The organism is Asanoa ferruginea, from assembly GCF_003387075.1.
Lineage (GTDB): Bacteria > Actinomycetota > Actinomycetes > Mycobacteriales > Micromonosporaceae > Asanoa > Asanoa ferruginea.
The window spans coordinates 8,979,295-9,003,947 of record NZ_QUMQ01000001.1; the positions used below are offsets into that span (position 1 = coordinate 8,979,295).

Here is a 24,653-nt window from a genome sequence, read left to right on the forward strand (position 1 = left end):
TTAAGCTGAAGGGACTGGGGCCGGGCGTCGGGACGGGCGTCCGGCCCCAGGCCCACGCGGGCGGGTCAGCCGCAGGCAGCGCACCCCGAGATAGAGCAGCAGGCCATAGCCGGGCAGCGTGGGCAGGCCACCGAGCAGCGCACCCCACAGCGACGTGCCGCGGCCGGGCGCGCCCATCGCGAGCACGATGCCGGCGCCCATCATCGCCAGCACGGTGACCACGGCGCCGACGCCGACGACCCGCACCAGCGCCACCGGCGAGGCGGCGCGCCGGGCCAGCACGTGCATCAGCAGCAGCGCCACGGCGAAGCCGACGCTGGCCGCGACCAGGAACAGGTCGTTGGCGTGGGCCAGCTCGTGGTAGCCCGGGGTGGGTGCGACGCCGGTGCTCGTCGACCGCCACAGCAGCGTCGACAGCGTCATCACCAGCGGCAGCGCGACCGCGAAGACCCAGGCGGTGCGCCACGCCTGCGCGACCGCGAGCTCGGCCTGGAACTCCGGCGCGACCGCGCGCAGCGGGCCGAACTCGGCGACCGCGCGCCGCTCGGCCTCGGCCGGGTCGACCTCGGGCGAATCCGCCCGCACGGCCTCGGCGGCGTCGTGCAGCCCGTCGCGCACCTCGACGATCATGTCGGCCTTGCGCCGGCGCGGCCCGTGCAGCCGGCGGTCGAGCTCACTGACGTAGCTGTCGATCGCGGTCACGCGCTCCATTGTGCCGGCCCGCCGGTGCCGCGGACCAGTTTCAGCGGGTACGGGCCTGGTAGAGCTCGGTGTCGACGGCCACCCGGACCTCGTCGCCGAGGCGGGCGAGGATGTCGGCGAACAGCGCGGCGCGGATCGGCGACGGCAGCGCGGCGTAGACGGACCTATTGGCCAGGGTGGCGACGAAGTCGACCGTGGGCATCGTGACCTGCCAGCGGTAGACCTTCGACTGGCGGTGCACCAGGCCGTGGATCCCCGGCCAGGGCCGCTCGTCGGGCAACATCGCGGTGTCGAACCGGATCGCCGGCGTGTGCACCCGGTGCGCGGCCTGCACCTCGGCGGTCACGGCGGGGTCGGCGGTGCGGTCGCGGTTCCAGAACAGCGCGATCACCCCGCTCGGGCCGAGCACCTCGGCCGCCTTGCGCCAGCGGACCGCGGGGTCGACCCGGTGCCAGGCCTGCGCGCTGAACAGCAGGCCGAACGTCCGCTCCGGCGCGTAGTCCTCGAAGGTGCCGACCGACACCCGGACCGCCGCGCCGGCCACCTTGCGGGTGAGCACCGCGGCGCTGCGGGGGTTGGGCTCGATCGCGGTGACGGCCACGCCGCGGGCGACGAACTTGAGGGTGGCCCGACCGGTGCCGGCGCCGACCTCGACCGCGGGCCGGCCCTCGAGCCGGGCGTATTCGACGACGTCGTCGACGAGCTGGTCGGGGTAGCCGAGACGGAGCCGGTCGTAGGAACCGGCGCGGCGCATCCGCTCTGGCACTTCTGTCACCCGTCGTACCTATCATCCCGACCGCCGCGAGCGCACTCCGGTAGGCCACCTAGAATCGGCGGACCATGCGCTACGCGATGCTGATCCTGCCCTCGGCCAACCGGGTCTATGCCGAGTCCTCCGTTGACCTGACCGCCGCCGAGCTGGAGATCTTCGCCGGCGCGGTGCTCGGCGGCGACCTCGCCGACGTCGCACCCGAGCGGATCGGCGGCGTGCCCTATGTCACCTTCGAATCCACGGCGCTCGACGAACGGGCGGTCGGCTTCCTGGCCAACCTGTCGTCGATCTACGCGCTGTTCGCCGTCGAGAACGGCGGGTTGCTGCGCCCGGTGCCGCTGCACCCGCTCGACCGCTTCGACGACGACCTGATCACCATCCCGAAGTATTCCGGGAAGACCAACGAGCAGTTCACCAAGCTGCTGCTGAACGCGACCCTGATGGGCTCGGCGTTCGCCGACCGGATGCTCGACCGGCGGTTCAGCGTGCTCGACCCGCTCGCCGGCCGGGGCACGACCCTCAACCAGGCGATGATGTATGGCTTCGACGCGCTCGGCGTCGACCGGGACCAGAAGGACTACGAGGCCTACAGCACGTTCATCCAGCGCTGGCTCAAGGAGAAGCGGATCAAGCACCGGGCCGAGAACGGGCCGGTGCGGCGCAACCACAAGGTGGTCGGCCGCCGGCTGCAGATCACGCTGGCCGCCGACAAGGAGTCCTACCGGGCCGGCGACACCCAGCGGATCGACATGGTCAACTCCGACACCACCCGGACGCTGGAGTTCTGGAAGGCCGGCTCGGTCGACCTGGTCGTGGCCGACGCGCCCTACGGCGTGCAGCACGGCAGCCGTACCCAGGAGACCGGCCTGACCCGCAGCCCGATCGAGCTGCTGCGGGCCGCGGCGCCGGTGTGGGCCGGCGCGCTGCGCCGCGGCGGCGCGCTCGGCCTGTCGTGGAACACCAACGTGGCCGACCGCGACGCCGCGGCGGAGGTGCTGGCCGACGCGGGCCTCGAGGTGGTCGACTCGCAAGCCCACCGCCGCCTCGCGCACCGCGTCGACCAGGCCATCCGCCGCGACGTGTTGATCGCCCGGAAACCGGGCGACCGGTAGCAGAGCGCGCGCAAGCCGGTCTAGCCGATCTCGGCCAGGCGCGGGACGACCTTCGCGCAGAACGCCGACACCCACGCCTCCGGGTCGGGCCCGGTGGGCACCATCTCGACCAGGTCGATGCCGAGCTTGGCGTAACCCTCCATGTCGGACAGGAACTGGTCGGGGTTGTCGATCGGGTCGCCGCTGCCGATGATGGTGCGCTGGATCTCCGCCGGGTCACGACCGACGGCGGCGCAGTGCTCGTCGAGCACCCGCAGCTTGTGTGTCACCTGCTCGACGTCACGGGCGAACAGGTTGCACGCGTCGGCATACTGCGCGACCAGGCGCAGCGTCTTGCGCTCGCCCATGCCGCCGACCAGGATCCGCGGGTGCGGCCGCGAGATCGGCTGCGGCTGGCAGATCGTCTCGGCGAGCTGATAGTGCTTCCCCTCGAACGGCCCCTCGTCGGGCGACCACATCTGTAGGCAGATCCGCAGCGCCTCCTCGAGCCGCTCGAACCGCTCGGCGGTCGGCGGGTAGGGCACGCCGAGCGCGCGGTGCTCGCGCTCGTACCAGGCGGCACCGATCCCCAGCGTGGCCCGCCCGCCGGAGAGCACGTCGAGCGTGGTGACCGTCTTGGCGAGCAGGCCCGGGTGCCGGTAGGTCACGCCGGTCACCATCAGGCCGAGGTTGATCCGGCTGGTCTGCCCGGCCAGGAAGCCGAGCGCCGTGTAGCCCTCCAGCATCGGGTCGTGCGCGGTGGCGAAGCCCTCCATCTGGAACCAGTGGTCCATCAGGGTGAAGGTCGCGCAGTTGCCCTCGTCGGCCGCCCGGGCGGTCGCGGCGAGGGTCGGTGCGAGCGAGTCCGGACTCCCGGGGAGGGTGAAGTTGATGAAGTGGATTCCAGCAAGCATGCCCTCATCATGCTCCTCCGGCCGATAGGGTTGGCGGCCGTGAAGTACATGTTGCTGATCTACAACAACCCCGCCGCCATCGAGGCGATGTCCGAGCAGGAGCGCACCGGGCTGTTCGCCGAGGTCGACACGATCATGGCCGAGCTGACCGCGTCGGGCGAGATGATCCGGGGCGAAGGGCTGGCCGCGCAGGCGAAGACCGTACGCCTGCGTGGTGGTGTCGTGGCGACCACCGACGGGCCGTTCGTCGAGGCGAAAGAGCAGTTCGCGGGCTATATCGCCGTCGACGTGGCGACGCCCGAGCGGGCCGTGGAGATCGCCGCCCGCTGGCCCGACGCCCGCTGGGGCGCGATGGAGGTCCGCGAGATTCTCGGCGGTTCCGAGGGCTGACCCTGTCGAAGCGTGGCCAGCGGCTCCGACGTCCCGGGTGAGAGTTCACCCGATGGAGGAAAGATGACGACGCTCAAGGTTCCCGGTGCCACGCTGTATTACGAGGTGCGGGGCACCGGCCCGGCCCTCCTGCTGATCTGCGGCGGGGTCTATGACGCGGCCGGCTATGCCGGGCTGGCCCGGGCGCTGGCCGACCGCTACACGGTGATCACCTATGACCGGCGCGGCAACTCGCGCAGCCCGCTCGACGGTCCCGACGGGCCGCAGTCGCTGCCCGAGCACGCCGACGATGCGGCCGCGCTGCTCGACGTGGCCGCCGCCGGGCCCGCCTACGTGTTCGGCAACAGCTCCGGCGCGATCATCGGCCTCGACCTGGCCGCGCGCTATCCCGACCGGGTGCGCCGGCTGGTCGCGCACGAGCCGCCGCTGTTCGACCTGCTCCCCGAGCACGACGAGCTGATGGCGATGGTCGACGAGGTCGAGAAAACCTTCGCCGCCGAAGGACCGGTCGCCGCCAACGCGGTGCTGCAACGGGGCCTCGACATGGGGCCCGCCGACTCGGCCGACGACGAGCGGGCTCCGGGCGGTGGCCCGGCCGAGACACCCGACCCGGAGACGCTGGCCATGTTCGGCCGCTTGGAGCACAACTTCGGATTCTTCATCGGGTACGAGGTTCCGCCGTTCAGCCGCTACGTCCCGGACTACGCGGCCCTGAGCGGCGCCGGCATCGTGCCCGCGGCCGGCGAGGCCTCGATCGGGCAGCCGCCGTACCGGGCGGCGTTAGCGCTCGGAGAGCGTCTCGGCACGGCGGCCGCGTCGGTGCCCGGCGACCACGGCGGCTTCGGCCAGCAGGTGCCGGCCTTCGCCGCCCGGCTCGACGAGCTGCTACGGGCGGCGCAGTAGCACCGGCCCGGCGTCGATCGCGACCCGGAACAGTGCGTAGGGCGGTTGGCGCAGGTCCTTTCCGTCGTTGTAGGCGGCACCCCGGTGCAACTGGTTGGCGGTCACGTAGAGGTAGCCGTCGGTCGCCAGTGACAGGGTGTCCGGCCACAGCAGCCGCGGGTCGTGTACCAGAGTCTCGAAATCGCCCTCCGCCGTCCGCCGGAAGATGGCGTTCTGCTCGTACGCCGTGATGTAGAGACGCCCGGCGTCGTCGGTCTCCAGGCCGTCTGCGCAGCTGCCCTTGTCGCCCTCGTCGACGACGGTCGCGGCGACGCCGGCGTCGTCGAGCGACCGGTCGCAGAGCGCGTCCACCGAGACGCTGTAGAACCGCCGGGACATCAGCGGGCAGTAGAACAGTCGGCTGCCGTCGGCGGAGATGGCGATCCCGTCGCTGCCGAACGTGAGCGGGGCCGGTTCCGCGTCGCCCGGCCGGCTCAGGAAGTAGCGGCCCTCGACCACCGGTCGGCTGGTGTGCAGCGACGGGGCCTTGGTCGACGGGTGGTCGTGCAGCCGCCGCCACGACTGTCCGGTGGCCAGGTCCACGACGATGATCCCGTTGGGACCCTGGTTGGCCGAGTCGGTCACGAAGGCCATGCCCTGGTCGCCGCGGCGCAGGTCGAACCGCACATCGTTGAGGTAGGTCGACGGCAGGGCGACCCCGGTCGGAAACGTGATCACCTGACCGACCGTGTCGGTGTCGAGGTCGACCCGGACCAGCTTCGGGCCGCCGGGCTTTGTCGGCTGGAGCATCGGCGCACCGGTGTCGACCACCCACAGCCGGTCGATCGGGTCGACGACGACGCACTGCACCGAGACGAAGGCGTGCCGGTCGTCGTCGGCGTCGGGCCGGTTCCACGCCGCGTCCGGGAAGGGCACCCGGGCGCCGCCGCGCAGCTCGACCACGGTGGCCGCGACGTCGTCGCCCCAGAGTGGGTGGTTGACGAAGATGCGGCCGGTGTGCGAGACAGTGACACCGGTCGGCATCGGGGGTTCGATGGTGGCAACCAGCTCGAGGTTGCCGGTGGGCTGATCAGCGCTGGCCATCACCGTCGCCTACCCGTTGGCGGGGGTGCGGTAACCAGCGAATTTGCTGATTGCCTGTAAGGCAGTATTGGCTCTTGGTCTTTCGGTTGGCCCGATGTTACGGTCACCGACCGAACGCTTGCTCCTCCGGAGGCCGCCGTGACCGATCTCGACCTACGCCTGGCCCGCCGGGCCGCCGGCAGCGGCGACGAGCTGAGCGCGATTCTGTCACTGGTCAACGCGCCCGGCCTGATCACGTTCTCCGGCGGCTTCCCGGCACCGGAGATCTTCCCGTCGTCGTTCGTGCGTGACCTCGTCCTCGAAGAGCTCGGCGGTTCGGCCGGGGTCGCGCTGCAATACACGCCGACCGAGGGGCTGGCCTCGTTCCGCACGGCGCTGGCGTCCTGGATCAAGGCGTCCCAGGGCGCCGCCCCGGACGCGCTGATGGTGACCAGCGGCGGCATCGAGGCGCTTCAGCTGATCTGCCGCACGCTGCTCGACCCCGGTGACCGGGTGTTGGTCGAGTCGCCGACCTACCTGGGCGCGATCACCGCGTTCAGCGGTTTCGAGGCCCAGATCGATGTGGTGGCCGCTGACGAGGACGGGCTCGACCCTGCCGCGTTGGCCGCGGCGCTGGCTTCCGGGCCGGTGCCGAAGCTGCTCTACGTGATCCCGGACTTCCAGAACCCGACCGGTGCCTGGTTGTCGACGGAACGGCGGCATGCCCTGGTCGAGCTGGCTCGTCAGCATGGCCTGTTGGTGGTCGAAGACGTCGCCTACCGGGAGTTGGGTTTCACCGACGAGCAGCGGCCGTCGTTGTGGTCGCTCGCGCCCGATGTCGTGGTGCAGGTCGGGACCTTCTCGAAGATCCTTTTTCCGGGGGTACGGCTGGGCTGGGCGGCCGGGCCGGCGGCGTTGATCCCGCATCTCGTGCGGGCGAAGCAGAACTCCGACCAGTGCGCGAGCGGGTTCGGCCAGTGGCTGGCCGAAGCGTTCCTGCAAGATGGTGGCCTCGACACGCAGTTGCCGTTGGCCCGGCGGACCTATGCGGCGCGGTGGGCGGCGATGGACGCGGGCCTGTCCGCGCACCTGCCGCCGGGGTTCTCGTGGACCTCTCCGCGCGGTGGGTTCTTCGCCTGGGTGACCGGGCCGGTTGGTTTGGACACCGCGGCTTTGCTGCCCCGGGCCCGCGACCTTGGTGTCGCGTTCGTGCCCGGCGCCCCGTTCTACGCCGGCCGTTCCACGCATCACGCGTTGCGGTTGGCGTTCAGCGCCACCACCCCCGACGAGATCGCCGAAGGCACCCGGCGGCTCGGCCTGTTGTTGTCGTCTTCTGGAGGATCCTTGTGAGCAACGCGGAATCGCACTTCGGCAGCGAGGGCGGCACCCCCACCACGCCCGGCCGCTTCGTCGACCGCACCAAGATCGACCCCTACGAGATCCTGCCCGGGCTCAACTTCCAGCCGGTGTTGGGTGAGAAGAGCCTGCTCAACTTCGTCACCTTCGACGCGCACGCCGAAGCACCCCGGCACACCCACGAGGAGGAGCAGGTCGTCCTCGTCCTGGAAGGGGAGATCGAGTTCGAGATCGACGGCGAGGTCCGGATCCTGACGCCCGGAGATGTCGCGGTGATCCCGCCGTGGGTGCCACACGGCGCCCGCACCACCGGCACGCCGTGCCTGGAGGTTGACTTCTTCACCCCGCCCCGCGCGACGCTGCTCGACCAGGCCCGCGCCGCCATCGAGAAGGGCGACTCGTGAAGCTCGGCCTGTCCGGCCGGCACGCGCTGGTCACCGGTGGCAGCAAGGGCATCGGCTACGCGATAGCGGCGGAGTTGCTGGCCGAGGGGGCGGCGGTGACGATCTGCGCGCGTACCCCCGATGAGGTTGCTGCTGCTGCCAAGTCGCTCGACGGTGCCGTCTCGGGTCACGTCTGCGATGTCACCGACCCGGCCGCCGTCGAAGCGTTGGTCGCCGCGGCGGCCGCCGAACGCGGTGGCATCGACATCCTGGTCAACAACGCCGGCGGCGCCCATCCCGGCGGCTTCGAGGACCTGACCGACGAGGACTGGAAGCGCGACCTCGACGTGAAGCTGTTCTCCCAGATCCGCTGCACCCGCGCGGCCCTGCCCCACCTGCGGCGCAGCGCCGCTCCCCGGGTGATCAACATCAACGCGGTGTACGCCCGCTATCCCGACCCGGCGTTCTTCGCCACCTCGGTCAACCGGGCGGCGTGCCACAACCTGACCAAGGTCCTGGCCCAGCAGTACGGCCCGGAGCAGATCCTGGTCAACAGCGTCAACATCGGCTTCGTGGTCACGCCGCAGTGGGAGAACATCCGCGCCCGCCGCGCACCCTCACTGACCCCCGACGAGTTCTTCGCGAAACTGGCCGCCGAAGAAGTGCCCCTGGGCCGCTTCGGCGCCGTCGACGAGGTCTCCGGCCTGGTCGCCTTCCTGGCCAGCGACCGGGCGAGCTACATCACCGGCACCTCGATCGACGTCGCGGGCGGCATGGGCAAGTATTCCTAGGGGTTTTCGCGAAGCTCCGCGATCAGGCCGTTGACGAAGTCTTTGCGCGGTGTCTCGGCGAGGCTGAGCAGCGTCTCGGTGCGGGAGACGCCGGGGATCTGCCAGATCCCTTCGAGCAGGATCGCGCGCAGGTGGGCCTGGTCGCGCACCCGCAGCCGGGCCAGCAGGTCGATCGAGCCGGTCACCACGCTGACTTCTTCGACCTCGGGAATGGCATGCAGCGCGCGAATTATCGCGGCCTGGTCGGTGGCCGCGATAACGGAGAGGAAAACCTGCATCGGAAAGCCGAGCGCGCCCCAGTCGATATCGGCGCGATAGCCGCGGATCACCCCGAGCCGCTCCAGCCGCGCGATCCGGTCACCCACCGCGGGCGGCGACATCTGCAGCTCACGGGCCAGGCCGCGCTGGCTCGTGCGGGCATCCTGGACGAGCAGCTCCAGGAGGCGAAGGTCGATGGCGTCAAGCGCGGCCGGTGGAACCGGCGTGCTCACCACATCCGCGATCGCGGCCAGCGGGCTGCGCTTTTTACGCGCGTCTTCCGTCACGCCGGAATCCAATAACACCGCCGCGACCATGTCAAAGAAGGCTTTTCGGCCGGCGCCCCGATGGCCCCGCTGTCTCTTGTGGCCGGTGGCCTGATCATGCGTGCGCCCGGGGCGGTTATTCGTTGGCGGTTGTACGGAGTGTCGGGCTTGCCGGCTGGCGTACGTGTGCCAAAACCCGAGGAAGTTACCCCGTAGGCATTATCGAATGCCCACTGTTCGATATAACGTGTCCCGGAGCGAGGCGGTCGTTACCGCGACCGCGACTGTTGGGTCCCCCTGCCCCGAGAGGCTCCGCATGGCTCCTTCCCTTAGAAAGGGCTTCGCCGTTACCGCGGCGGCCCTGCTCGCCCTGGCGTTGATGCCGGGCGTCGCCGCCGCCGACCCCGATCCACGGATCGGTCTTGGCGGAGGCTGGCTCGATGCCCAAGAGGCGGCGAGCAACATCGAGCACCTCGCCCACGTCGACAAGCCGGCCGGTAGTTTCGACCCGGCCAACCCGTCCAACTTCTCCTACGTCGCCTCCGACCTGGCGTTCAGCGGCAACCACGCGTTCATGGGCGGCTACAACGGCTTCACCGTCTACGACGTGTCGAACCCGTCCGCGCCGTCCATCGTCTCCAACGTGATCTGCCCGGGTGGTCAGGGCGACGTCTCCGTTTACGGTGACCTGCTCTTCATGTCGGTCGAGGAGACCCGCGGCCGGGTCGACTGCGGCACCGACGCGACCGTCGGCCAGCGCTTCCAGGGTGTCCGCGTCTTCGACATCAGCGACATCGCCAACCCGCAGCAGGTGGCGGCCGTCCAGCTCTGCCGTGGCTCGCACACGCACTCGTTGGTCACCGACCCCAAGGACGCGTCAAACGTCTACGTGTACGTGTCCGGCACCGCCGGTGTCCGCGGCGACGGCCTGGCCGGCTGCAACAACAACCCGGCGGCCGGCGACAACCCGTCGCGCTGGCGGATCGACGTCATCAAGGTGCCGATCGCGGCTCCCGAGACGGCGGCCGTGGTCAACAACCCGCGGCTGTTCGCCGACGAGACCACCGGGGCGGTCGACGGCCTGCAGAACCAGCCGCCGGCGCCGCGCCACCCGTCGGGCAGCAACTGGAGCCCGTCGCCGGTCACCGACGCCTGCCACGACATCACGTCCTACCCGGCACTGGGCCTCGCGGCCGGCGCCTGTGAGGGCAACGGCATCCTGATCGACATCTCCGACCCCGCCAACCCGAAGCGGCTCGACGAGGTCGCCGACCCGAACTTCGCCTACTGGCACTCGGCGACGATCAACAACGACGGCACCAAGGTCGTCTTCACCGACGAGTGGGGCGGTGGCACCGGTGCCCGGTGCCGAGACACCGACCTGCCGGAGTGGGGCGCCGACGCCATCTTCGACATCGTCGACGGGAAGATGCAGTTCCGCAGCTACTACAAGCTGCCGGTGCCGCAGACGGTGCAGGAGAACTGCGTGGCACACAACGGGTCGCTGGTTCCCGTCCCGGGCCGCGACATCATGGTCCAGGCGTGGTACCAGGGTGGTCTGTCGCTGATGGACTTCACCGACTCGGCACACCCGAAGGAGATCGCCTTCTTCGACCGTGGGCCGCTCAACCCCAACCAGCTCTCGCTCGCGGGTTTCTGGTCGGCCTACTGGTACAACGGCCAGATCTACGGCAGTGAGATCGCCCGTGGCTTCGACACCTTCGGCCTCAAGCCGAGCGGCGAGCTGACCGCCGCCGAGGTGCAGGCCGCGCGCGAGGTGCAGGTGCCGCGGGTCAACGCGCAACACCAGCAGAAGATCACCTGGACGCCGAGCCTGGCGACCGCACGGGCCCGCTACGACCAGCTCGCCCGCACCTGCACCTCGACGATCACCGGCAACCGCAACGGCGCGCTGGTGGTCGACGGAGTGACCTGCCTCGACGGTGCCACCGTCCGCGGCGCGATCACGGTGCGGCCGGGTGCCTCGCTGCTGTCGATCAACTCGTCGATCAGCGGCGCGCTCTCGTCGGCCTCGGCGTCGGCGCTGCACCTCTACGACACGTCGGTCAACGGTGCCGTCTCGGTCAGCGGCACGACCGGCAGCCTGGCGGTCGTCGACTCGACGATCCGGGGCGCGGTCTCGCTGAGCGGCGCCCGCACGCCGGGCGTCGAGCCGGTCATCGCCGGCAACGAGGTCAACGGCATCCTGTCCTGCTCCGGCAACACCCCGGCGCCGATCAACGTCGGCTCCCGGAACACGGTGCGTGGGCTGGCCGCCGGCCAGTGCGCCAGCCTGGACTAGGTCACCCGGTCGCGGCGCTCCCTCGGGGCGCCGCGACCGGTGGGCGGCGGACGCCGCACCGCGCGGGCCATCCCCCCGGACCGCGCAGCGACGTCCGCACCAGGTCGGGGCGCCCGCTCCGCTCCCCCCGCGGGGTGGGCGCCCCGACCTTTGCTCTGCACCCCTGTAGGCAGCATCCGAGCGCTCGTCCGCTTCCTGCAAGGGTGCAGAGCAAGTGCTCTGCACCCTTGCAGGAAGCGCGCGAGCGCTCGGGCGCTTCCCACGGGGGTGCAGAGCAAAGCCTCGTGAAGGCCGTCCTGCCCGTGCACTCCGGAACAGTTCGAGGATCCATGCCGCAACCGCTCAGCCGCCGTACCGTCGTCTCGTTCATCGCCGTCGCCGTTGTCGCCGCGGGCGTCGGTGTCGCGATCGCGGTCACCCGCGATGACTCCCCCGCCGCCAGTCCCGCCGCCGGGCCGCCGGTCCGGGTGGTTCAGCCCGGTGCGCCCGGCGCGTCCTCGCGCACCCTGTCGCCCGACGAGGTCGCGCGGATCTCCGCGCCGCCGCACGCGCCGGCCGACACCGACTTCATGCAGAAGATGATCACGCACCACCTCCAGGCCCTGGAGTTGACCGCGCTGGTCTCCGGCCGCAGCGCGAGCGCCGACATCCCGCAGCTCGCCAAGCGGATCGAGGTGTCGCAGAAGGACGAGATCGCCCAGCTCCAGCAGTGGCTCGTCGACCGCGGCGAGGCGCTTCCCGAGCCGCACCAGAACCACGTCGGCCACGGCGGGCTGATGCCCGGCATGCTCGACGCCACCGACCTCGACCGGCTGGCGGCGGCCAATGGGCCGGCCTTCGACACGCTGTTCCTCCAGTTGATGATCCGCCACCACGAGGGCGCGCTGACCATGGTCAACCAGCTCTACCAGGCCGGTGGCGGCGTCGAGTCGGCCAGTGACCGGGTGGCCCGCGAGGTCACCGCCGACCAGTCCATCGAGATCCGCCGGATGCAGGACATGCTTGGCTGAACCCCCGCTCCGCATCGAATCCGTCACGTTGGGTAGCGATCTGGCCACCCAAGGTGATAGAAATACGTGGATTCGTCGATGCGGAGGGAGTGCCCCGATGCGCGTCGAGATGCTCTCCGACCACGGCGGCGCGTTGTTGCGGGGATCCCGCGACCGGTTGCGCGGCGCCGTCGCGGGGTGGCAGCTCGAATACCAGCAAGCCTGGGCGCATCTGCGGGCCGTGCATCGGGCGAAGTCGCTCTGGCAGCGGGTGCGCGGCGCCGCGCCCGCCGGCGAGCGGCCCGGGTCGCCCGGCGGAAGCTGGCAGGAGGTCCTGCTCGCCCGGGAGGATCGTGCGGGCGCCGGGTGGGGCGAGGATCCGCTGACCGCCGCGCTCGGCGTGCTGCCCGACGAGTGGGTGATGCTGCGCGGCTACCGCAACCGGCGCGGCGAGACCGACCACGTGCTGGTCGGGCCGCAGGGCATCTGGGCGGTGGCGGTCAAGCGGCGGCGGATCCGGCTGCACGCCGTCGGTGACCGGTGGTGGTGGGAGAAACTCGACGCCCGCGGCCGCAGCATCGAGACCGGCTGGGCCGTCGACGGCGGGCGGAGTTGGGCCCGCCAGGTCAACGACATCGCCGACGACCTCGCGGCCTGGCTGCGCCGCAACCGCCACGACGTGCAGGTGCGCACCGCGGTCGTGCTGCTGCACGAGCAGGCCCAGCTGGGGCGGTGCCAGGACCCGACGGTCAGCCTGGTCGGCACCGAGCCGACCCATCTGCTGGAAGCGCTGGCCCGCTACGCGGCGCCGCTGGCCGCGCCCGAGATCGCCGACCTGGTCCGCCGCGACCACGCCTTCCACCAACGCCGCCGCGACCGCCGCCTGTAGCCATCGCCCGCCGGAGACAGACGCGCGCCCCGGTGCCGTCCACCGGGGCGCGCGCCGTTCCGTGGAGCAGAGCTACTGCGTGGTGATGGTGAACTGGGTGCCGGGCTCCCGGACGATGTCGCCGGTTGCCGAGTTGGTGATGGTGACGTTGGACAGGGTGGCGGTGCCCTGGGCGCCGCTCATCGCGAGGATGCCGGCTCCGTTGTTGGACTTGTCTATCCGGACGTTGGTGATCGTGGCGGTGACTCGCCCGCCGCCGGTCTTGAACTGGATGCCGTCGTAGGTCGAGTCGACGATCTCCGTGTCGCGGATGATGACCCCGGGGATTGGCTGGCCCGGTGCGAACAGGGTGATCGCGCCGAACTTCTGCGCCTCACTCCAGAACGCGCCGCCGGAGCGGAAGATCCCGTTGTTGGCGATCGTCGTCGTGCCGCTGAACGGCTGCGGCGAGTGGTCGGTCGCCAGCATGATGCCGGGGTAGTTCATCGTGTCGTACACCAGGTTGTTCTCGATGGTGTTGCCGTAGCCGCCGTAGATGGCGATGCCGTTGGCCCGCCACGGGAGCGCCACCGTGTTGTTCGTGAAGTGGTTGTCGTGGCCGATGTCGACGGACTGGTCCTTGACATAGGTGCTCGACCAGACTGCCAGCGAGTCGTCGCCGGTGGTGCGGAACGAGGAGTTGAAGACCCGCGAGTTGCGCGTGCTGTTGGCGAAGTTGATGCCGTCGGCGTAGGTGTCGCGGATCCGCATCCCCGAGAAGTCGAGCCCGTCGCCGGGGTTCCAGTAGGCCGGCGTGTCCGAGTAGTCGCGGCCGACCCAGGCGCCGACGTTGACGTGCTCGATCCAGACGTTGCTGATCTTCGTGTTCTTGCCCAGCCGGCCGTTGATGCCGTGGCCGCGGTTGGCCCGGTTGGTGGTCATCCCGAAGATGGCCAGGTCGGAGATCTGGGTGTTGTCGTCGATGTCGAACCCGACGTTGCCTTCGTGCGGGTGGTTGATGTTGCCGACCACGTTCTGCGGCTCGGTGTTGGTGTAGAGCACCGTGTGCCACATGCCGGCGCCGCGGATCACGGCGTTGCGGATGCCCTTCTGGTTGTATTGCCCGCGGGTCGGGTCCGGCGACAGGATCTTCTGCTCCTGCCGCCACTGCCCGGCGGGAATCCAGACGCAGCTGATCACGCCGTTCTCGTCGTCGGTGACCGCGCGCTGGATCGCGCCCGAGTCGTCGACGTTGTCGTTCGGCACCGCGCCGTAGGACGTGATCGAGGTGCAGCCCGCCGGCTGGCTCAGCGGCGGCGCGACCTGCTCGAGGTCGACCAGGTCGAGGTAGTAGAACGCCGCGTCGTCACCGTTGTCCTTCTGGAGCTTGAACCGGGTGCCGGCCGGGTAGGACTGCGCCAGCAGCGCGTGCGACTCGTCGAAGAGCCGGCGCGCGTTGGCCTGCGGGGTGTTGGACAGGCTCTCGGTGTCGTCGGTCAGCCCGTAGAGCCAACTGTTGCGCGACGAGAGCGTCAGCTTCTGCACGAACTGGTCGTTGGCGTAGAGGCTGATCGTCGCCGTGGTGCCGCCGCCGCCCGCGCTGTCCGGGATCGAGTTGCGCACCACGATCGAGTTGGTCGGCACGGTCGAGGTGAACTGCACGTACTGGCCCTGGCTGGTCAGCCGCACCGACTTGCGGCCCGACGACTCGGTGCCGAAGTTGGTGTGCCCGAACGTGCGCAACGCGTCGGCTTCGATCAGCGTGCCGGTGTATTGGCCGTTTTCCGCCTCGTAGGAGGTGAACGGCGTCGCGGCGCCACGACCGACCACGATCGCCTGGGTACGCGTGTTGTTGCCCTCGTTGGTCTCCGCCACCACGTTGGTCGCGTCGGCCGTCGCCGTGATGGTCGCCCCACCGCTGGTCGCGGTCCAGGTGCCGGTGACCGCCACGGTGGCGGTGCTGCCGGCCGCGATCGAGCCGGTGTTGGTGTTGAGCGTGGTCGAGCCGACGGTCACCCGGGTCACCGACGCGGCCGCCGCGGAGGTGCCGCGGTTGTTGACCGACACCGTGAAGCTGACCTGCGCGCCGACCGCGGGGTTGGCCGGGTTCGTGGTGATCCCGGTGACCTGTAGGTCCGGGCCCGGCGCCTGGGCGACGACGAGTTGCGCCGACGCCGTCGTGCTGTTGTTGGTGTCGTTCTGCTCGACGACCGTGTTGGTCGGGTCGACGACCGCCGTCACCGCGTAGCTGCCCTGGGCGCGGGTGCCGGCGTTGAACGTGACGGTCTGTGCCGCGCCGGCCGCCAGGGCGCCGACGTTGGCCGAGCCGACGACCAGGCCGCCGAGGCTGAAGTTGACGGTGGTCGCGCCGGCCGCCGCGGTGCCCGCGTTCTGCACCGTGGCCGACAGCGTGATCGCGCTGGTCTCGTTGGGCGAGGTTGGCGTCCAGCTCACCGAGCTGACCACCAGGTCGGGGTTGGGCGCCGGGGTGCCGCAGACCTCGAACTCCGCGACCTGTCCCGACGGGGCACCGGTGTTGGAGGTGAAGCGCAGCCGCACGTCAGCGGTGGTCGCCGAGACCGGGATCGCGACGACGTTGTTGCCCTGGACGAACTGGTAGTTGGCCGCCGCCACCAGGCTGGTGAACGTCGAGCCGGCCTGGTCACGACCGAGGACCTGGATGTTCTGGGTACGGGTGCCCCAGGACGCGTCCGGGTTGAGCTTGACGTTGACGCCGGTGATGACGTGGTTGGCGCCCAGCGCCACGGTCAGGTCCTGCGGATAGGCGGCCGCGCCCTCCCAGTAGGTGGCGAGCTGACCGTCGTTGGCCTTGTCCGGGGTGAAGGTGAAGGTCGAGCCGGTCGCCGACATCGTCTTGCCCGCGGACACGTTGGTGCAGCCGGGCGGCTGCGTGCCGGTGCGGGTGACGGTGTTGCTGTTGCCCGACAGGTTGCCCGCGTTGTCCCGGGCCCGCACGAAGTAGGAGACGGTGGCCGTCGCCGGCTGGCTGTCCTGATAGGACGTGCCGGTGCCGGCCGTCGCGATCTGCGCACCGTTGCGGTAGACGTTGTAGCCCGCGAGCCCGCTGCCACCGGAGTTGTCGGTCGAGGCGCCCCAGTTGAGCGTGATCGTCGTGCCCGAGACCGAGTAGGACAGCGTCCCCGGCACGCTCGGCGGCGTGGTGTCACCGGGCGCGGTGCCGGTGCGGGTCACCGTGTTGCTGTTGCCCGACAGGTTTCCGGCGTTGTCCCTTGCCCGCACGAAATAGGACACGGTGGCGGTCGCCGGCTGGCTGTCCTGGTAGGACGTGCCGGTGCCGGCCGACGCGATCAGCGCGCCGTCGCGGTAGACGTTGTAGCCGGCCAGGCCGCTGCCGCCCGAGTTGTCGGTGGACGCGCCCCAGTTCAGCGTGACCGTCGTGCCCGAGACCGAGTAGGACAGGGTGCCCGGCACGCTCGGTGGCGTGGTGTCGGTCGGGGTGCCGGTCGGCCCGTACACCTCGACCTCGGAAAGCTGGCCCGCGGGCCAGGCGCTGTTGGCGGTGATGTTGATCCGCACGTAGCGGGTGTTGGCCTGGGTGAACGTGATGGTCACCGAGTTGCCGGCCACGGCGGGGTTGAACGTGTAGGTCTGCGAGCCGGCCAGGTCGGTGAACGACGTGCCGTTGGTGCTGCCCTGCACGCTCAGCGTCTGGGTGCGGGTGCCCCAGCCGGAGGTGGGCAGCTTGAGCACCACGCGGTTGACCGCCTGGGTGGAGCCGAGGTCGACCTGCACCCACTCCGGGAACGAGTTGTTGACGCTCTCCCAGTAGCTGCCCTGGTTGCCGTCGACGACGTTGCCGGAGCCGTACACGTCGGAGTGTCCGCTCTCGGCCGTGGACTTGCCCTGCGCCAGGTTGCCGGTGCCGGTCCCGCCGGCGCCGTAGACCTCGAACTCGGAGAGCTGCGCCGCGCCCCAACCGGTGTTGGCCCCGATGCTGGCCCGCACGTACCGGATGCTGGTCGCGGTGAAGTTGATCGTCACCGCGTTGCCGCTGGCCGGGTTGAACGCGTAGGAGGCCGATCCGACGACGGTGCTGAACGTGCTGCCGTCGGTGCTGCCCTGGAGCGTGACGGTCTGGTTGCGGGCACCCCAACCGCCGGGCAGCTTGAGCACCACCTGGTCGACGCTGGTGCTGGCGCCGAGGTCGATCTGCGCCCATTGCGGCAGCGCGCCGGAGCTCTCCCAGTAGCTGCCGGCGTTGCCGTCGTTGAGGTTGCCGGGCACGAAGCCGTTGTTGGTCGAGCTGGCCGAGGCGGTCTTGCCCAGGGCGAGGTTGGGCCCGCCGGCCGCGGCGGCCGGCACCTGCCAACCCATGGTGACCAGGGCAGCGGCGACCGCGGTCGCCACCACCACCCGGAGTCTGGATGGTCTCATCGCTGTCCTTTTCGCAGTGGGGACTTCTCCCCGGGCGCACGGCGTCCGGGGAGGGGCGGAAGTCGGCACGGAGCCGGTGGAACGGCTTGGAGCGGTGCGCTGCGCGAAAATTCCAGAGCTGCGCGACAAAGCTTGCAGAGCTTTGTCGCAATCTTGCGGCAAGTTGGCCAAAGGTTACCGACGTGCTACGGGACCGTCAACATGTCCACGACAATCGATGCCCGCCGGCTTCGCCTGGCGGTAAAAGACCCCGCGGCGGGCCCCGGCGTGGTCGCGCGGGTCGCCCCGTCCGGGGGCGGAGTGGCCGTACATGGTGGACGCCCAGGCCGCGCGGGTCGTCGACACGATCATCCGCGGCCTGGGCGTACCCACCGATCTGTTTTCGCTCGGCCGTTGAGGCCGTGGAGCGGGTCCGGTCGGCGACCCCTCAGACTCCGACCGGCACCCGCTCCTCGACCGGGGCGTCCAGCTCCGCGCGGAGCTTCTCGCCCTCGATGTCGACGTTGGGCAGCGCCCGGTTGAGCCAGCGCGGCAACCACCAGGCGCCCCGGCCGAGCAGTGACATGACCGCCGGCACGATCGTCATCCGCACCACGAACGCGTCGATCATCACGCCGATCGCCAGCGCGAACCCGATCGACTTGATGATCGGATCGTCGATCAGCACGAAGCCGGCGAAGACGCTCGTCATGATCAGGGCGGCCGCGGTCACCACCCGCGCACCGTGGCCCATCCCCGAGATCGTCGCCTCCTGCGCACCGGCGCCGTGCACGTGGTCTTCACGCATCCGGGAGACGAGGAACACCTCGTAGTCCATCGCCAGTCCGAACAGGATGCCCACCAGCAGGATCGGCAGGAAGCTGATCAGCGGCCCGGGCGTGCTGACGCCGACCAGGCTGGCCAGGTGCCCGTCCTGGAAGATCCAGACGGTGATGCCGAAGGTCGCGCCGACGGTGAGCAGGAAGCCGAGCGCCGCCTTCAAGGGCACGAGCAGGGAGCGGAAGACCACCATCAGCAGGAGTACGGAGAGCCCGACGACGATCAGCAGATAGACCGGGAGCGCGTCGGAGAGCTTCTCCGAGACGTCGACGCCGACCGCGGTCTGCCCGGTCACCGCGACGTCGGCACCACCGAGCCCGTGTGTCTTGGCCCGCACGTCGTGCACCAGCGTCTCGGTGCTCGCCGCGGTCGGGCCTTCCTTCGGGATGATGCCCAGCAGGGCGGTCCGCTTGTCGCCGCTCAACGTCGCCGGCGTGATGGTGACCAGGTTGGGCGTGCCGCCGAGGGCCGGCGCGACCTTGTCGACCGCCGCGGCGGTCTGTTCCGCCGACGGGCTCGAGACCACCAGCGTCAGGCGGCCGTTGAAGCCCGGGCCGAAGCCCTCCTTGACGAGGTCGGCCGCCTCCCGGGCGGGAGTGCCGACCGGACCCGAGCCGGCATCGGGCAGGGCCAGCCGCATGTCGGCGGCCGGCAGCGCGAGCGCGCCGAGACCGAGGATGCCGATCACGAGCACGGGGATCCGGGCCCGGGTGACCAGCCGCGCCCAGCGGAAGCCGAAGCCCTCCTTGTGCGCGTGCGGCGCCGCACCCCGCTGGCGGCGCGGCAGCACCTTCGCGCCGGCGAACCCGAGCAGCGCGGGCAGCAGCGTGATGGCGACCAGGACGGCCACGGCGACGGTGCCGGCCGCGGCCAGGCCCATCGCGCTCAGGAACGGGATGCCGACCACGGCGAGCCCGGCCAGCGCGATGACCACCGTGATGCCGGCGAAGACCACCGCGGAGCCGGCCGTGCCGACCGCGCGGGCCGCCGCGTCCTCCGGGTCGAGCCCTTCGGCCAGGTGCTGGCGGTGCCGGGAGGTGATGAACAGCGAATAGTCGATGCCGACCGCGAGGCCGAGCATGAGCGCCAGCACCGGCGTCACGCTGGTGAGCGAGACGACGCTGCTCAGCGCGAACAGCCCGGCCATGCCGGCGCCGACGCCGATCAGCGCGTTGAGCATCGTCATGCCGGCGGCGACCAGCGACCCGAACGTCACCAGCAGCACCACCAGCGCGATGGCGACGCCGATGCCCTCGGTGCCGCCGACCTCGGGAGGCGAGTTCATCACCTCACCGCCGTGCCCGACCCGCAGCCCGGCCGCCTCGGCACCCGCGCCGGTCTGCTCGTACGCCGTGCGCTGTGCATCGGTCAGTTCGTCTGCCCGGCTGTTGAACTGCACCTGGACGAGCCCGTAGCGCCCGTCTTCCGAGACCGCCTTCGCGGCGAACGGGTCGACGGCGCCGACCACTCCCGGCAGGCCCTTGGCCTCGGTGACCAGGTCTGTCACGGCGGCCTTGAGGGCCGGGTCGGCGAGCGTGCGCCCGTCGGGCGCGGCCACCACGATCACCCCGACCGCGCCGCTGGCCTCCGGGAACTCGTGCTGGAGCGAGTCGATGGCCCGCTGCGACTCGGTGCCCGGCATGGTGAAGTTGCTCGAGGTCGGCCCCTTGAAGGCGACCGCCGCGCCGCCGACCGCGGCGAGCAACACCAGCCAGAGCACCACGACCAGCTTGCGCCTGCGGAACGAGGCCCGGCCCAGCCGGTAGAGCAGCGTTGCCATGTCAGTCCTTCCCGGGGATGAGAGCGCGCCGGGCCACCGCGATCAGTGCCGGCCGCAGTTCCACCTCGTCGCGCTTGTCGTCGATGGCCACCGAGGCGATGCCGCCCAGCAGCACGTCCGCGGCGATCTGGTCGGCCGGGTCGGAACTGCGCCCGGCGAACCCGGCGCGCAGCGCGTCGGTCAACTCGCGCATCGCGGCGAACCGCGGCTCCTGCATGAACTGCGGCGTGACGTCGTAGATCAACGTGACCTCGCGCCGGTAGCGCAGCACCAGGTCGATGAACCCTTCGATGGCCGCGACCCGGATGCCCTTGTCGTCGACGCCGGCGAGCCGCGCGACGAGGTCGATCAACGACTGCCGGGCCGGCTCGACCAGAGCCAGCAGGATCGCGTCCTTGTGCGCGAAGTGGTAGAGCAGCGTCGCTTTGGAACACCCCACCTCGGCGGCGATGTCGTGCAGCGACGTGCCCTTGAAGCCGTAGCGGGTGAACAACTCCGCCGCGACCCGAAGGATCTCGTCACGTGTCCGGATGCGAACCACAGACGCATTCTCCCTGACCGCTCGGTCAGGATCTGACCGAGCGGTCAGGTTTAGTGACCCAAGTCACCCGTGTGGGTGACCCAGCAGCGCCTCCGTCTCGGCGAACCCCAGGTCAACGTCGAGCGCGTCGTAGGTGCCGGCGGTCAGCAACTCACGGGCGGCCCGCCGCGCGGCGGCGTAGGCGGCCAAGGTGATCGCGGGCCCGACGCTGACCCGGGCGACGCCGAGGTCGGCGAGTTCGTCGACGGTCGGCGACCCGGGCCCGACCATCACGTTGAGCGGCGCCGGCAGTTGCTCGGCGAGCGCGGCGATCGTCTCGCGGTCGGTCACGCCGGGAACGAAGATGCCGTCGGCGCCGGCGGCGACGTAGGCGGCCGCCCGATCGAGGGTGTCCCGCAACCTGGTCGCGGGATCGCCGAGCCCGCGCAGGTAGGTGTCGACCCGGGCGTTCAGGAACAGGTCACCCACCCGGCGCGCCGCCCTGATCCGTTCCTCGTGCTCCGCCGGCGAGGCCAGGCCGTCTTCGAGGTTGACCCCGACCGCGCCCGCGTCGAGCACGCCGCGCACGGTGGCGCCGACGTCGCCGTAGCCGTCCTCGATGTCGGCCGTGACCGGCACGTTGACGGTGGCCACGACCCGCGCGACGAGGTCGACCGCCGCGCGCCGGCCGATCGCACCGCCATCACCGGCGCCCAGGCTCCAGGCGACCCCGGCACTCGTGGTGGCGATGGCGGCCGCACCGGCCTGCTCGATCAACCGGGCGCTCCCGGCGTCCCAGGCGTTGGGTAGCACCAGGGGCTGTCCGGTGTGGTGCAGCGAACGGAAATGCGTTTTCGTCATGCCGCAAGCCAACCGCCGGCCGCCGCCCGGGTCTGGCGGCTTTCGGACCCGACCGTCCGCGGTTGGCGTGATCTGCGACGCTCGCTTGTGTGGACACGTTGGTCGCTCAGCTTCCGGCCCTGATCGGCGTCGTCGTCGGCACCCTGGCCACGATCCTGACCACGACGCTGACGGACCGAACCCGCTGGCGGCGGACGCTGGCGGTGCGCTGGGACGAGCGCCGCCTGGACGCGTACGTCGCTTACGCGTCGGCGGTCAAGGAGATCCACGCCCTGCTGTTCCGGATCACCGCGGCCGACCGGCCGGGGTCGCTCGCACACCGGATCGACCGCGAGACGGGCCTGGCCCTGCTGGCCGACGCCGACGCGGCACGCACGAAGGCGTGGGAGAAGGTGCTGATGCTGGGCGACGAGGCCGCCGTCGCGGCCGCCCGGGAGTGGCGGGAGGCGGTGCGTCAGCTCGAGTTCTTCGCGCTGGGGGTCACCGACGACTGGGAGCGCTGGGACAGCGCGGTGCGCGACGTGGATGACGCCCGGGACCGGTTCTACGTCGCGGCCCGCGCGAGCCTGACCGTGGGTGGCGGAAGCGTGGCCCAGTCGCCCTGGTTGGCGGAAGGGAAACTCGCTCCGGTCCAGCGCGACGTGAACCGGGTTGCTGAACGGTAACGGTTCCGGTCGGTAGGGCCGTCTTTCCGTGCACCGGCTTCGGTCTCGGCCGCTCGTTCCTAGCGTCGTCCGTATGGACCGTCCACACCGCACCCGCGCCCGCTGTATGGCGATCACCCGCCGCGGCTACCAGTGCCCGATCGGGCCGCGCCCCTCCGGCCTGTGCCATGTGCACGACCCCGCCGTGCAATGCGGCGGCACCAAGCGAAACGGCGCCCGCTGCGCGGTCGCCACCGGCGGCGGGCTGTGTCGGGCCCACCGCGACCAGCGCTAGGGTGCCCACCGTGGACATCCTCGGAGATGAGCCGCTCGTCGACGGCATGACCATCTCGTTGCGCTACCGCCGCGACTTCGTCGTGGCCGACGCGGCCCGGCTGCTGGCCGAGGCGCGCCGGCTGCATCGCGAACTGCAGCCGGGCGCCGACGCCGAGGCGGCGGTGACCTGCGCCGCCGACGCGATCTACACGATCCTGCAGCACGCCGGGATCGTCGGCGACGCCGTCGACGCCGAGCTGGTCACGCCCGGCCTGGAGCTTGCCGGCTGGCGCTCACAGATCACCGTCAACGAGCCCGAACCGTTGCGCCCCGGCTACGACTGCCTGCGCACCGGCGACCTCTTCGCGCTGCCACCGGAACAGGCCTGAGCCACTCACGGGACGATGCGGGTGCCCGGTGTGTCGCCGGGTAGGCGCGAGGAGTCGTTCTCGAAGGGTGGCACGGGTGTGCTGCCCAGGGTCGACCCATCGGGCGCGTACGCGGTCACCGTCGCCGGCTGGTCCGGTGGGATGGCGACCGTGCCGGCGCCCGACGCGTCCAGCGCCACCGGCACCGCCGGCCCGCCGGCGATCGTCACCGTCGCGGTGGCCGTGCCCGGCGGCGTGGCCACCCGCACCTGGTCGGTGCGGCCGTCGCCGCCCTCGGCCCGGAGCCGCCAGCCGAGCGGTCGCTGGTCGGCGCCGTCAGCGGGCAGCAGCAACCGCAGGTCGGTGCGGCTGACCGTGGCGTCACCGTGCATCGCGTAGGCGATCACGCCGCCGCCCGGCGGTTGCACCGTGAGCAGCGCGGCGGTCTGCCCGTTCACCGTTCCCGACCAGCGCAGCCGCACCGTCGTCCCGGCCGCCGGCAGGTGACTGTCGGCGAGGGCCAGCGCCACGAAGCTGGTCAGGATCGCGGGATCCGGCGCGGGACCGCGGCTGCCGTGCACGGCCCTGGCGACCTGGGCCGTGCTCGGCTGCCACGGGTCACCGGCCGATGAACCCCAGCCGCCCGAGAAGGCTCCTTCGTAGATCACCTGCGCGCCGCGGGTGACGCGGGCGTCGAGGCCCGGCGGCAGCGGCGTCGGCGGCAGGAGTGCGACACCCACCCCCGTGCCGTCGGAGGCCGCGAGTTGCCGCCGCTCCACCACGCCGCGAGCCGCGTAGTGTGCGTCGCCGCTGATCGTGACCGTCGTGTCGCGGGGACCGATCACCAGCGCGTAGCCGCCGTGGTCGGCGTCGGTCTGGGTCAGCGTCACGACCGGGTTGCCCGCGTCCTCGTTGCCGCCCTGGGTCATCTGCTCGGGAGCGGCGCCGGCCGGGCCCTCGTACCAGATGAGCTCCCAGCTCGTGATGAAGCCGAGCCGCAGCGGTACGAGCACCAGCGCGAGGCGGCGGCCGGGTGCGTCGCTGGCGTAGAGCACCTTGATCCGGTCGCGGCCGGCCACCGCCCAGAAACCGTCCGGGTTCTGGATGCCGGTGACCCGGTCGCGGAACGCCGCCAACCACGTCGCGTCGGCGGTCAGCGAGCCGCGGGGTGGTTCCCCGGCCAGCGCCGACCAGGGCGACGACGCGACCGCGATGCCGGGTGCCCAGCCGGGCAGCGGGATGACGTTGGTCTGCGCCCCGACGGCGGCGGCGACCACGGCGGCGAGCGCCACCCGGCGGACCCGGCGCGCGCGGCGGTGTGCGCGCTCGCGCCGGGCGAATCCCGGCCACGGGTCCTGCGGCGGGTCGATCGTCGCGGCGGCCTCGCGCAGCGTGTCACTGAGCAGCGTCATGTCGGGTCCCCCTGGAGTCGCACGGGTGGGTGCGCGGCGAAGTCGACCCGCAACCGGGCCAAGCCGCGCGATGCCTGGCTCTTCACCGAGCCGATGGAGCAGCCGAGCACGCGGGCGGTGTCGGCCTCACTGAGGTCTTCGAAGTAGCGGAGCACCAGGACCGCCTGGGTCCGCGGCGGCAACTGGCGCAACGCCGCGAGAAGCTGCTGGCGCTGCTCCACCCGGTCGTAGGCGTCCGGCGTGTGCTCCGCGTCCGAGGCGAGCAGCGGCACCTCGATCGGCCGGCGGCGCCGCCACCAGGAGGTGGCGGTGTTGACCATCACCCGGCGTACGTAGACCTCGGGGAACTCGACCCGCCCCCAGCGCCGGTGTGTCTTCTCCAGTGCCGACTGCACCAGGTCTTCGGCCGTGCCCCGGTCGCCCGTCAGCAGGTAGGCCGTCCGGGTCAGCGGACCCCATTGCTCCCGCACGAAAAGCCGGAAGCGTTCATCGCCGGATTCCACGCCACCT

General features: G+C 71.1%; 23 protein-coding genes. 12 read left to right on the forward strand and 11 right to left on the reverse strand.

Annotated features, from left to right (window positions below; genetic code table 11):
* Together DFJ67_RS41725 and DFJ67_RS41730 are read right to left on the reverse strand one after the other, a co-directional pair.
* Positions 1 to 702, reverse strand: coding sequence for a permease prefix domain 1-containing protein (locus tag DFJ67_RS41725; RefSeq protein WP_147315797.1), 702 nt, complete (start codon positions 700 to 702; stop codon positions 1 to 3).
* Between the two features lie 40 nt (positions 703 to 742).
* Positions 743 to 1,477, reverse strand: coding sequence for a class I SAM-dependent methyltransferase (locus DFJ67_RS41730; protein WP_147315798.1), 735 nt, complete (start codon positions 1,475 to 1,477; stop codon positions 743 to 745).
* 65 nt (positions 1,478 to 1,542) lie between these two features.
* Here DFJ67_RS41730 and DFJ67_RS41735 point away from each other — a divergent pair, with 65 nt between their 5' ends.
* Positions 1,543 to 2,586, forward strand: coding sequence for a TRM11 family SAM-dependent methyltransferase (locus DFJ67_RS41735; RefSeq protein WP_239097014.1), 1,044 nt, complete (start codon positions 1,543 to 1,545; stop codon positions 2,584 to 2,586).
* 20 nt (positions 2,587 to 2,606) lie between these two features.
* Here DFJ67_RS41735 and DFJ67_RS41740 read toward each other — a convergent pair whose 3' ends face one another.
* Complete coding sequence (locus tag DFJ67_RS41740; protein WP_116075240.1) at positions 2,607 to 3,479, reverse strand: LLM class F420-dependent oxidoreductase; 873 nt, start codon at positions 3,477 to 3,479, stop codon at positions 2,607 to 2,609.
* Positions 3,480 to 3,527: 48 nt separating this feature from the next.
* Between DFJ67_RS41740 and DFJ67_RS41745 the strand changes: the two genes are divergently transcribed.
* Both DFJ67_RS41745 and DFJ67_RS41750 read left to right on the forward strand, forming a co-directional pair.
* Positions 3,528 to 3,869 (forward strand): YciI family protein, encoded by a 342-nt coding sequence (locus DFJ67_RS41745; protein ID WP_239097021.1) that lies wholly within the window; start codon positions 3,528 to 3,530, stop codon positions 3,867 to 3,869.
* A 63-nt stretch (positions 3,870 to 3,932) separates the two neighbouring features.
* Positions 3,933 to 4,772, forward strand: a complete 840-nt coding sequence (locus DFJ67_RS41750; RefSeq protein ID WP_116075244.1) for an alpha/beta fold hydrolase — start codon at positions 3,933 to 3,935, stop codon at positions 4,770 to 4,772.
* On the opposite strand, the gene DFJ67_RS41755 is transcribed toward DFJ67_RS41750, so the two are convergent.
* Positions 4,755 to 5,855 carry an L-dopachrome tautomerase-related protein gene (locus tag DFJ67_RS41755; protein ID WP_116075246.1) on the reverse strand — a complete coding sequence of 367 codons (1,101 nt, stop codon included), beginning with the start codon at positions 5,853 to 5,855 and terminating at the stop codon, positions 4,755 to 4,757. The genes DFJ67_RS41750 and DFJ67_RS41755 overlap by 18 nt on opposite strands.
* Positions 5,856 to 5,993: 138 nt before the next feature.
* Between DFJ67_RS41755 and DFJ67_RS41760 the strand changes: the two genes are divergently transcribed.
* The 3 genes from DFJ67_RS41760 to DFJ67_RS41770 are packed head-to-tail and all read left to right on the forward strand — an operon-like array spanning position 5,994 to position 8,364.
* The gene (locus tag DFJ67_RS41760) at positions 5,994 to 7,184 is read left to right on the forward strand and encodes an aminotransferase-like domain-containing protein (protein WP_170216187.1); all 1,191 of its coding nucleotides are present in this window, start codon (positions 5,994 to 5,996) and stop codon (positions 7,182 to 7,184) included.
* A complete protein-coding gene (locus DFJ67_RS43135; protein ID WP_170216188.1) occupies positions 7,181 to 7,594 on the forward strand; it encodes a cupin domain-containing protein in 414 nt (137 codons plus the stop codon). Before DFJ67_RS41760 ends, DFJ67_RS43135 begins: the two co-directional genes overlap by 4 nt.
* Positions 7,591 to 8,364, forward strand: coding sequence for an SDR family oxidoreductase (locus DFJ67_RS41770; RefSeq protein WP_116075250.1), 774 nt, complete (start codon positions 7,591 to 7,593; stop codon positions 8,362 to 8,364). The genes DFJ67_RS43135 and DFJ67_RS41770 overlap by 4 nt, the downstream gene beginning before the upstream one ends.
* Here the strand turns inward: DFJ67_RS41770 and DFJ67_RS41775 are convergent.
* On the reverse strand, positions 8,361 to 8,939 hold the full coding sequence (locus DFJ67_RS41775; RefSeq protein ID WP_116075252.1) for an Lrp/AsnC family transcriptional regulator: 579 nt from the start codon (positions 8,937 to 8,939) through the stop codon (positions 8,361 to 8,363). The two genes, DFJ67_RS41770 and DFJ67_RS41775, sit on opposite strands and share 4 nt — an antisense overlap.
* 265 nt (positions 8,940 to 9,204) lie before the next feature.
* Between DFJ67_RS41775 and DFJ67_RS41780 the strand changes: the two genes are divergently transcribed.
* The 3 genes from DFJ67_RS41780 to DFJ67_RS41790 all read left to right on the forward strand — a co-directional run bounded on the left by DFJ67_RS41780 (position 9,205) and on the right by DFJ67_RS41790 (position 13,068).
* Positions 9,205 to 11,190: an LVIVD repeat-containing protein gene (locus DFJ67_RS41780; protein WP_170216189.1), complete on the forward strand. Its 1,986-nt coding sequence runs from the start codon at positions 9,205 to 9,207 to the stop codon at positions 11,188 to 11,190.
* A gap of 329 nt (positions 11,191 to 11,519) precedes the next feature.
* Positions 11,520 to 12,200 (forward strand): DUF305 domain-containing protein, encoded by a 681-nt coding sequence (locus tag DFJ67_RS41785; protein ID WP_116075256.1) that lies wholly within the window; start codon positions 11,520 to 11,522, stop codon positions 12,198 to 12,200.
* Positions 12,201 to 12,297: 97 nt separating this feature from the next.
* Entirely contained in the window at positions 12,298 to 13,068 is a 771-nt protein-coding gene (locus DFJ67_RS41790; RefSeq protein ID WP_116075258.1) for a nuclease-related domain-containing protein, read from the forward strand.
* Positions 13,069 to 13,140: 72 nt separating this feature from the next.
* Here the strand turns inward: DFJ67_RS41790 and DFJ67_RS41795 are convergent, their stop codons facing one another.
* The 4 genes from DFJ67_RS41795 to DFJ67_RS41810 form a co-directional block, all read right to left on the reverse strand.
* On the reverse strand, positions 13,141 to 17,463 hold the full coding sequence (locus tag DFJ67_RS41795; protein WP_239097015.1) for a galactose-binding domain-containing protein: 4,323 nt from the start codon (positions 17,461 to 17,463) through the stop codon (positions 13,141 to 13,143).
* 427 nt (positions 17,464 to 17,890) lie between these two features.
* Entirely contained in the window at positions 17,891 to 20,062 is a 2,172-nt protein-coding gene (locus tag DFJ67_RS41800; RefSeq protein ID WP_116075260.1) for an MMPL family transporter, read from the reverse strand.
* A 1-nt stretch (position 20,063) separates the two neighbouring features.
* Entirely contained in the window at positions 20,064 to 20,603 is a 540-nt protein-coding gene (locus DFJ67_RS44515) for a TetR/AcrR family transcriptional regulator (protein WP_116075262.1), read from the reverse strand.
* Positions 20,604 to 20,666: 63 nt separating this feature from the next.
* Complete coding sequence (locus DFJ67_RS41810; protein WP_116075264.1) at positions 20,667 to 21,443, reverse strand: isocitrate lyase/PEP mutase family protein; 777 nt, start codon at positions 21,441 to 21,443, stop codon at positions 20,667 to 20,669.
* 89 nt (positions 21,444 to 21,532) lie between these two features.
* Here DFJ67_RS41810 and DFJ67_RS41815 point away from each other — a divergent pair, with 89 nt between their 5' ends.
* From DFJ67_RS41815 to DFJ67_RS41820, 3 genes are all read left to right on the forward strand, one after another.
* Positions 21,533 to 22,108, forward strand: coding sequence for a hypothetical protein (locus DFJ67_RS41815; protein ID WP_116075266.1), 576 nt, complete (start codon positions 21,533 to 21,535; stop codon positions 22,106 to 22,108).
* Between the two features lie 73 nt (positions 22,109 to 22,181).
* A complete protein-coding gene (locus tag DFJ67_RS42475) occupies positions 22,182 to 22,382 on the forward strand; it encodes a hypothetical protein (RefSeq protein ID WP_147315800.1) in 201 nt (66 codons plus the stop codon).
* A gap of 10 nt (positions 22,383 to 22,392) precedes the next feature.
* Positions 22,393 to 22,752 (forward strand): hypothetical protein, encoded by a 360-nt coding sequence (locus DFJ67_RS41820; RefSeq protein WP_147315801.1) that lies wholly within the window; start codon positions 22,393 to 22,395, stop codon positions 22,750 to 22,752.
* Between the two features lie 5 nt (positions 22,753 to 22,757).
* Here the strand turns inward: DFJ67_RS41820 and DFJ67_RS41825 are convergent, their stop codons facing one another.
* Both DFJ67_RS41825 and DFJ67_RS41830 read right to left on the reverse strand, forming a co-directional pair.
* The gene (locus DFJ67_RS41825) at positions 22,758 to 24,143 is read right to left on the reverse strand and encodes a hypothetical protein (protein WP_116075270.1); all 1,386 of its coding nucleotides are present in this window, start codon (positions 24,141 to 24,143) and stop codon (positions 22,758 to 22,760) included.
* Positions 24,140 to 24,646, reverse strand: coding sequence for a SigE family RNA polymerase sigma factor (locus DFJ67_RS41830; RefSeq protein ID WP_116075272.1), 507 nt, complete (start codon positions 24,644 to 24,646; stop codon positions 24,140 to 24,142). The genes DFJ67_RS41825 and DFJ67_RS41830 overlap by 4 nt, the downstream gene beginning before the upstream one ends.
* Positions 24,647 to 24,653: the final 7 nt, after the last annotated feature.

Coding starts and splice junctions, on each gene's coding strand:
- DFJ67_RS41775 (WP_116075252.1), bottom strand. CDS start 8,939: ATGGTCGCGGCGGTGTTATTGGATTCCGGCGTGACGGAAGACGCGCGT.
- DFJ67_RS41750 (WP_116075244.1), top strand. CDS start 3,933: ATGACGACGCTCAAGGTTCCCGGTGCCACGCTGTATTACGAGGTGCGG.
- DFJ67_RS42475 (WP_147315800.1), top strand. CDS start 22,182: ATGGACCGTCCACACCGCACCCGCGCCCGCTGTATGGCGATCACCCGC.
- DFJ67_RS41825 (WP_116075270.1), bottom strand. CDS start 24,143: ATGACGCTGCTCAGTGACACGCTGCGCGAGGCCGCCGCGACGATCGAC.
- DFJ67_RS41755 (WP_116075246.1), bottom strand. CDS start 5,855: ATGGCCAGCGCTGATCAGCCCACCGGCAACCTCGAGCTGGTTGCCACC.
- DFJ67_RS41785 (WP_116075256.1), top strand. CDS start 11,520: ATGCCGCAACCGCTCAGCCGCCGTACCGTCGTCTCGTTCATCGCCGTC.
- DFJ67_RS41735 (WP_239097014.1), top strand. CDS start 1,543: ATGCGCTACGCGATGCTGATCCTGCCCTCGGCCAACCGGGTCTATGCC.
- DFJ67_RS41745 (WP_239097021.1), top strand. CDS start 3,528: ATGTTGCTGATCTACAACAACCCCGCCGCCATCGAGGCGATGTCCGAG.
- DFJ67_RS41790 (WP_116075258.1), top strand. CDS start 12,298: ATGCGCGTCGAGATGCTCTCCGACCACGGCGGCGCGTTGTTGCGGGGA.
- DFJ67_RS41800 (WP_116075260.1), bottom strand. CDS start 20,062: ATGGCAACGCTGCTCTACCGGCTGGGCCGGGCCTCGTTCCGCAGGCGC.
- DFJ67_RS41780 (WP_170216189.1), top strand. CDS start 9,205: ATGGCTCCTTCCCTTAGAAAGGGCTTCGCCGTTACCGCGGCGGCCCTG.
- DFJ67_RS41740 (WP_116075240.1), bottom strand. CDS start 3,479: ATGCTTGCTGGAATCCACTTCATCAACTTCACCCTCCCCGGGAGTCCG.
- DFJ67_RS41795 (WP_239097015.1), bottom strand. CDS start 17,463: ATGAGACCATCCAGACTCCGGGTGGTGGTGGCGACCGCGGTCGCCGCT.
- DFJ67_RS41810 (WP_116075264.1), bottom strand. CDS start 21,443: ATGACGAAAACGCATTTCCGTTCGCTGCACCACACCGGACAGCCCCTG.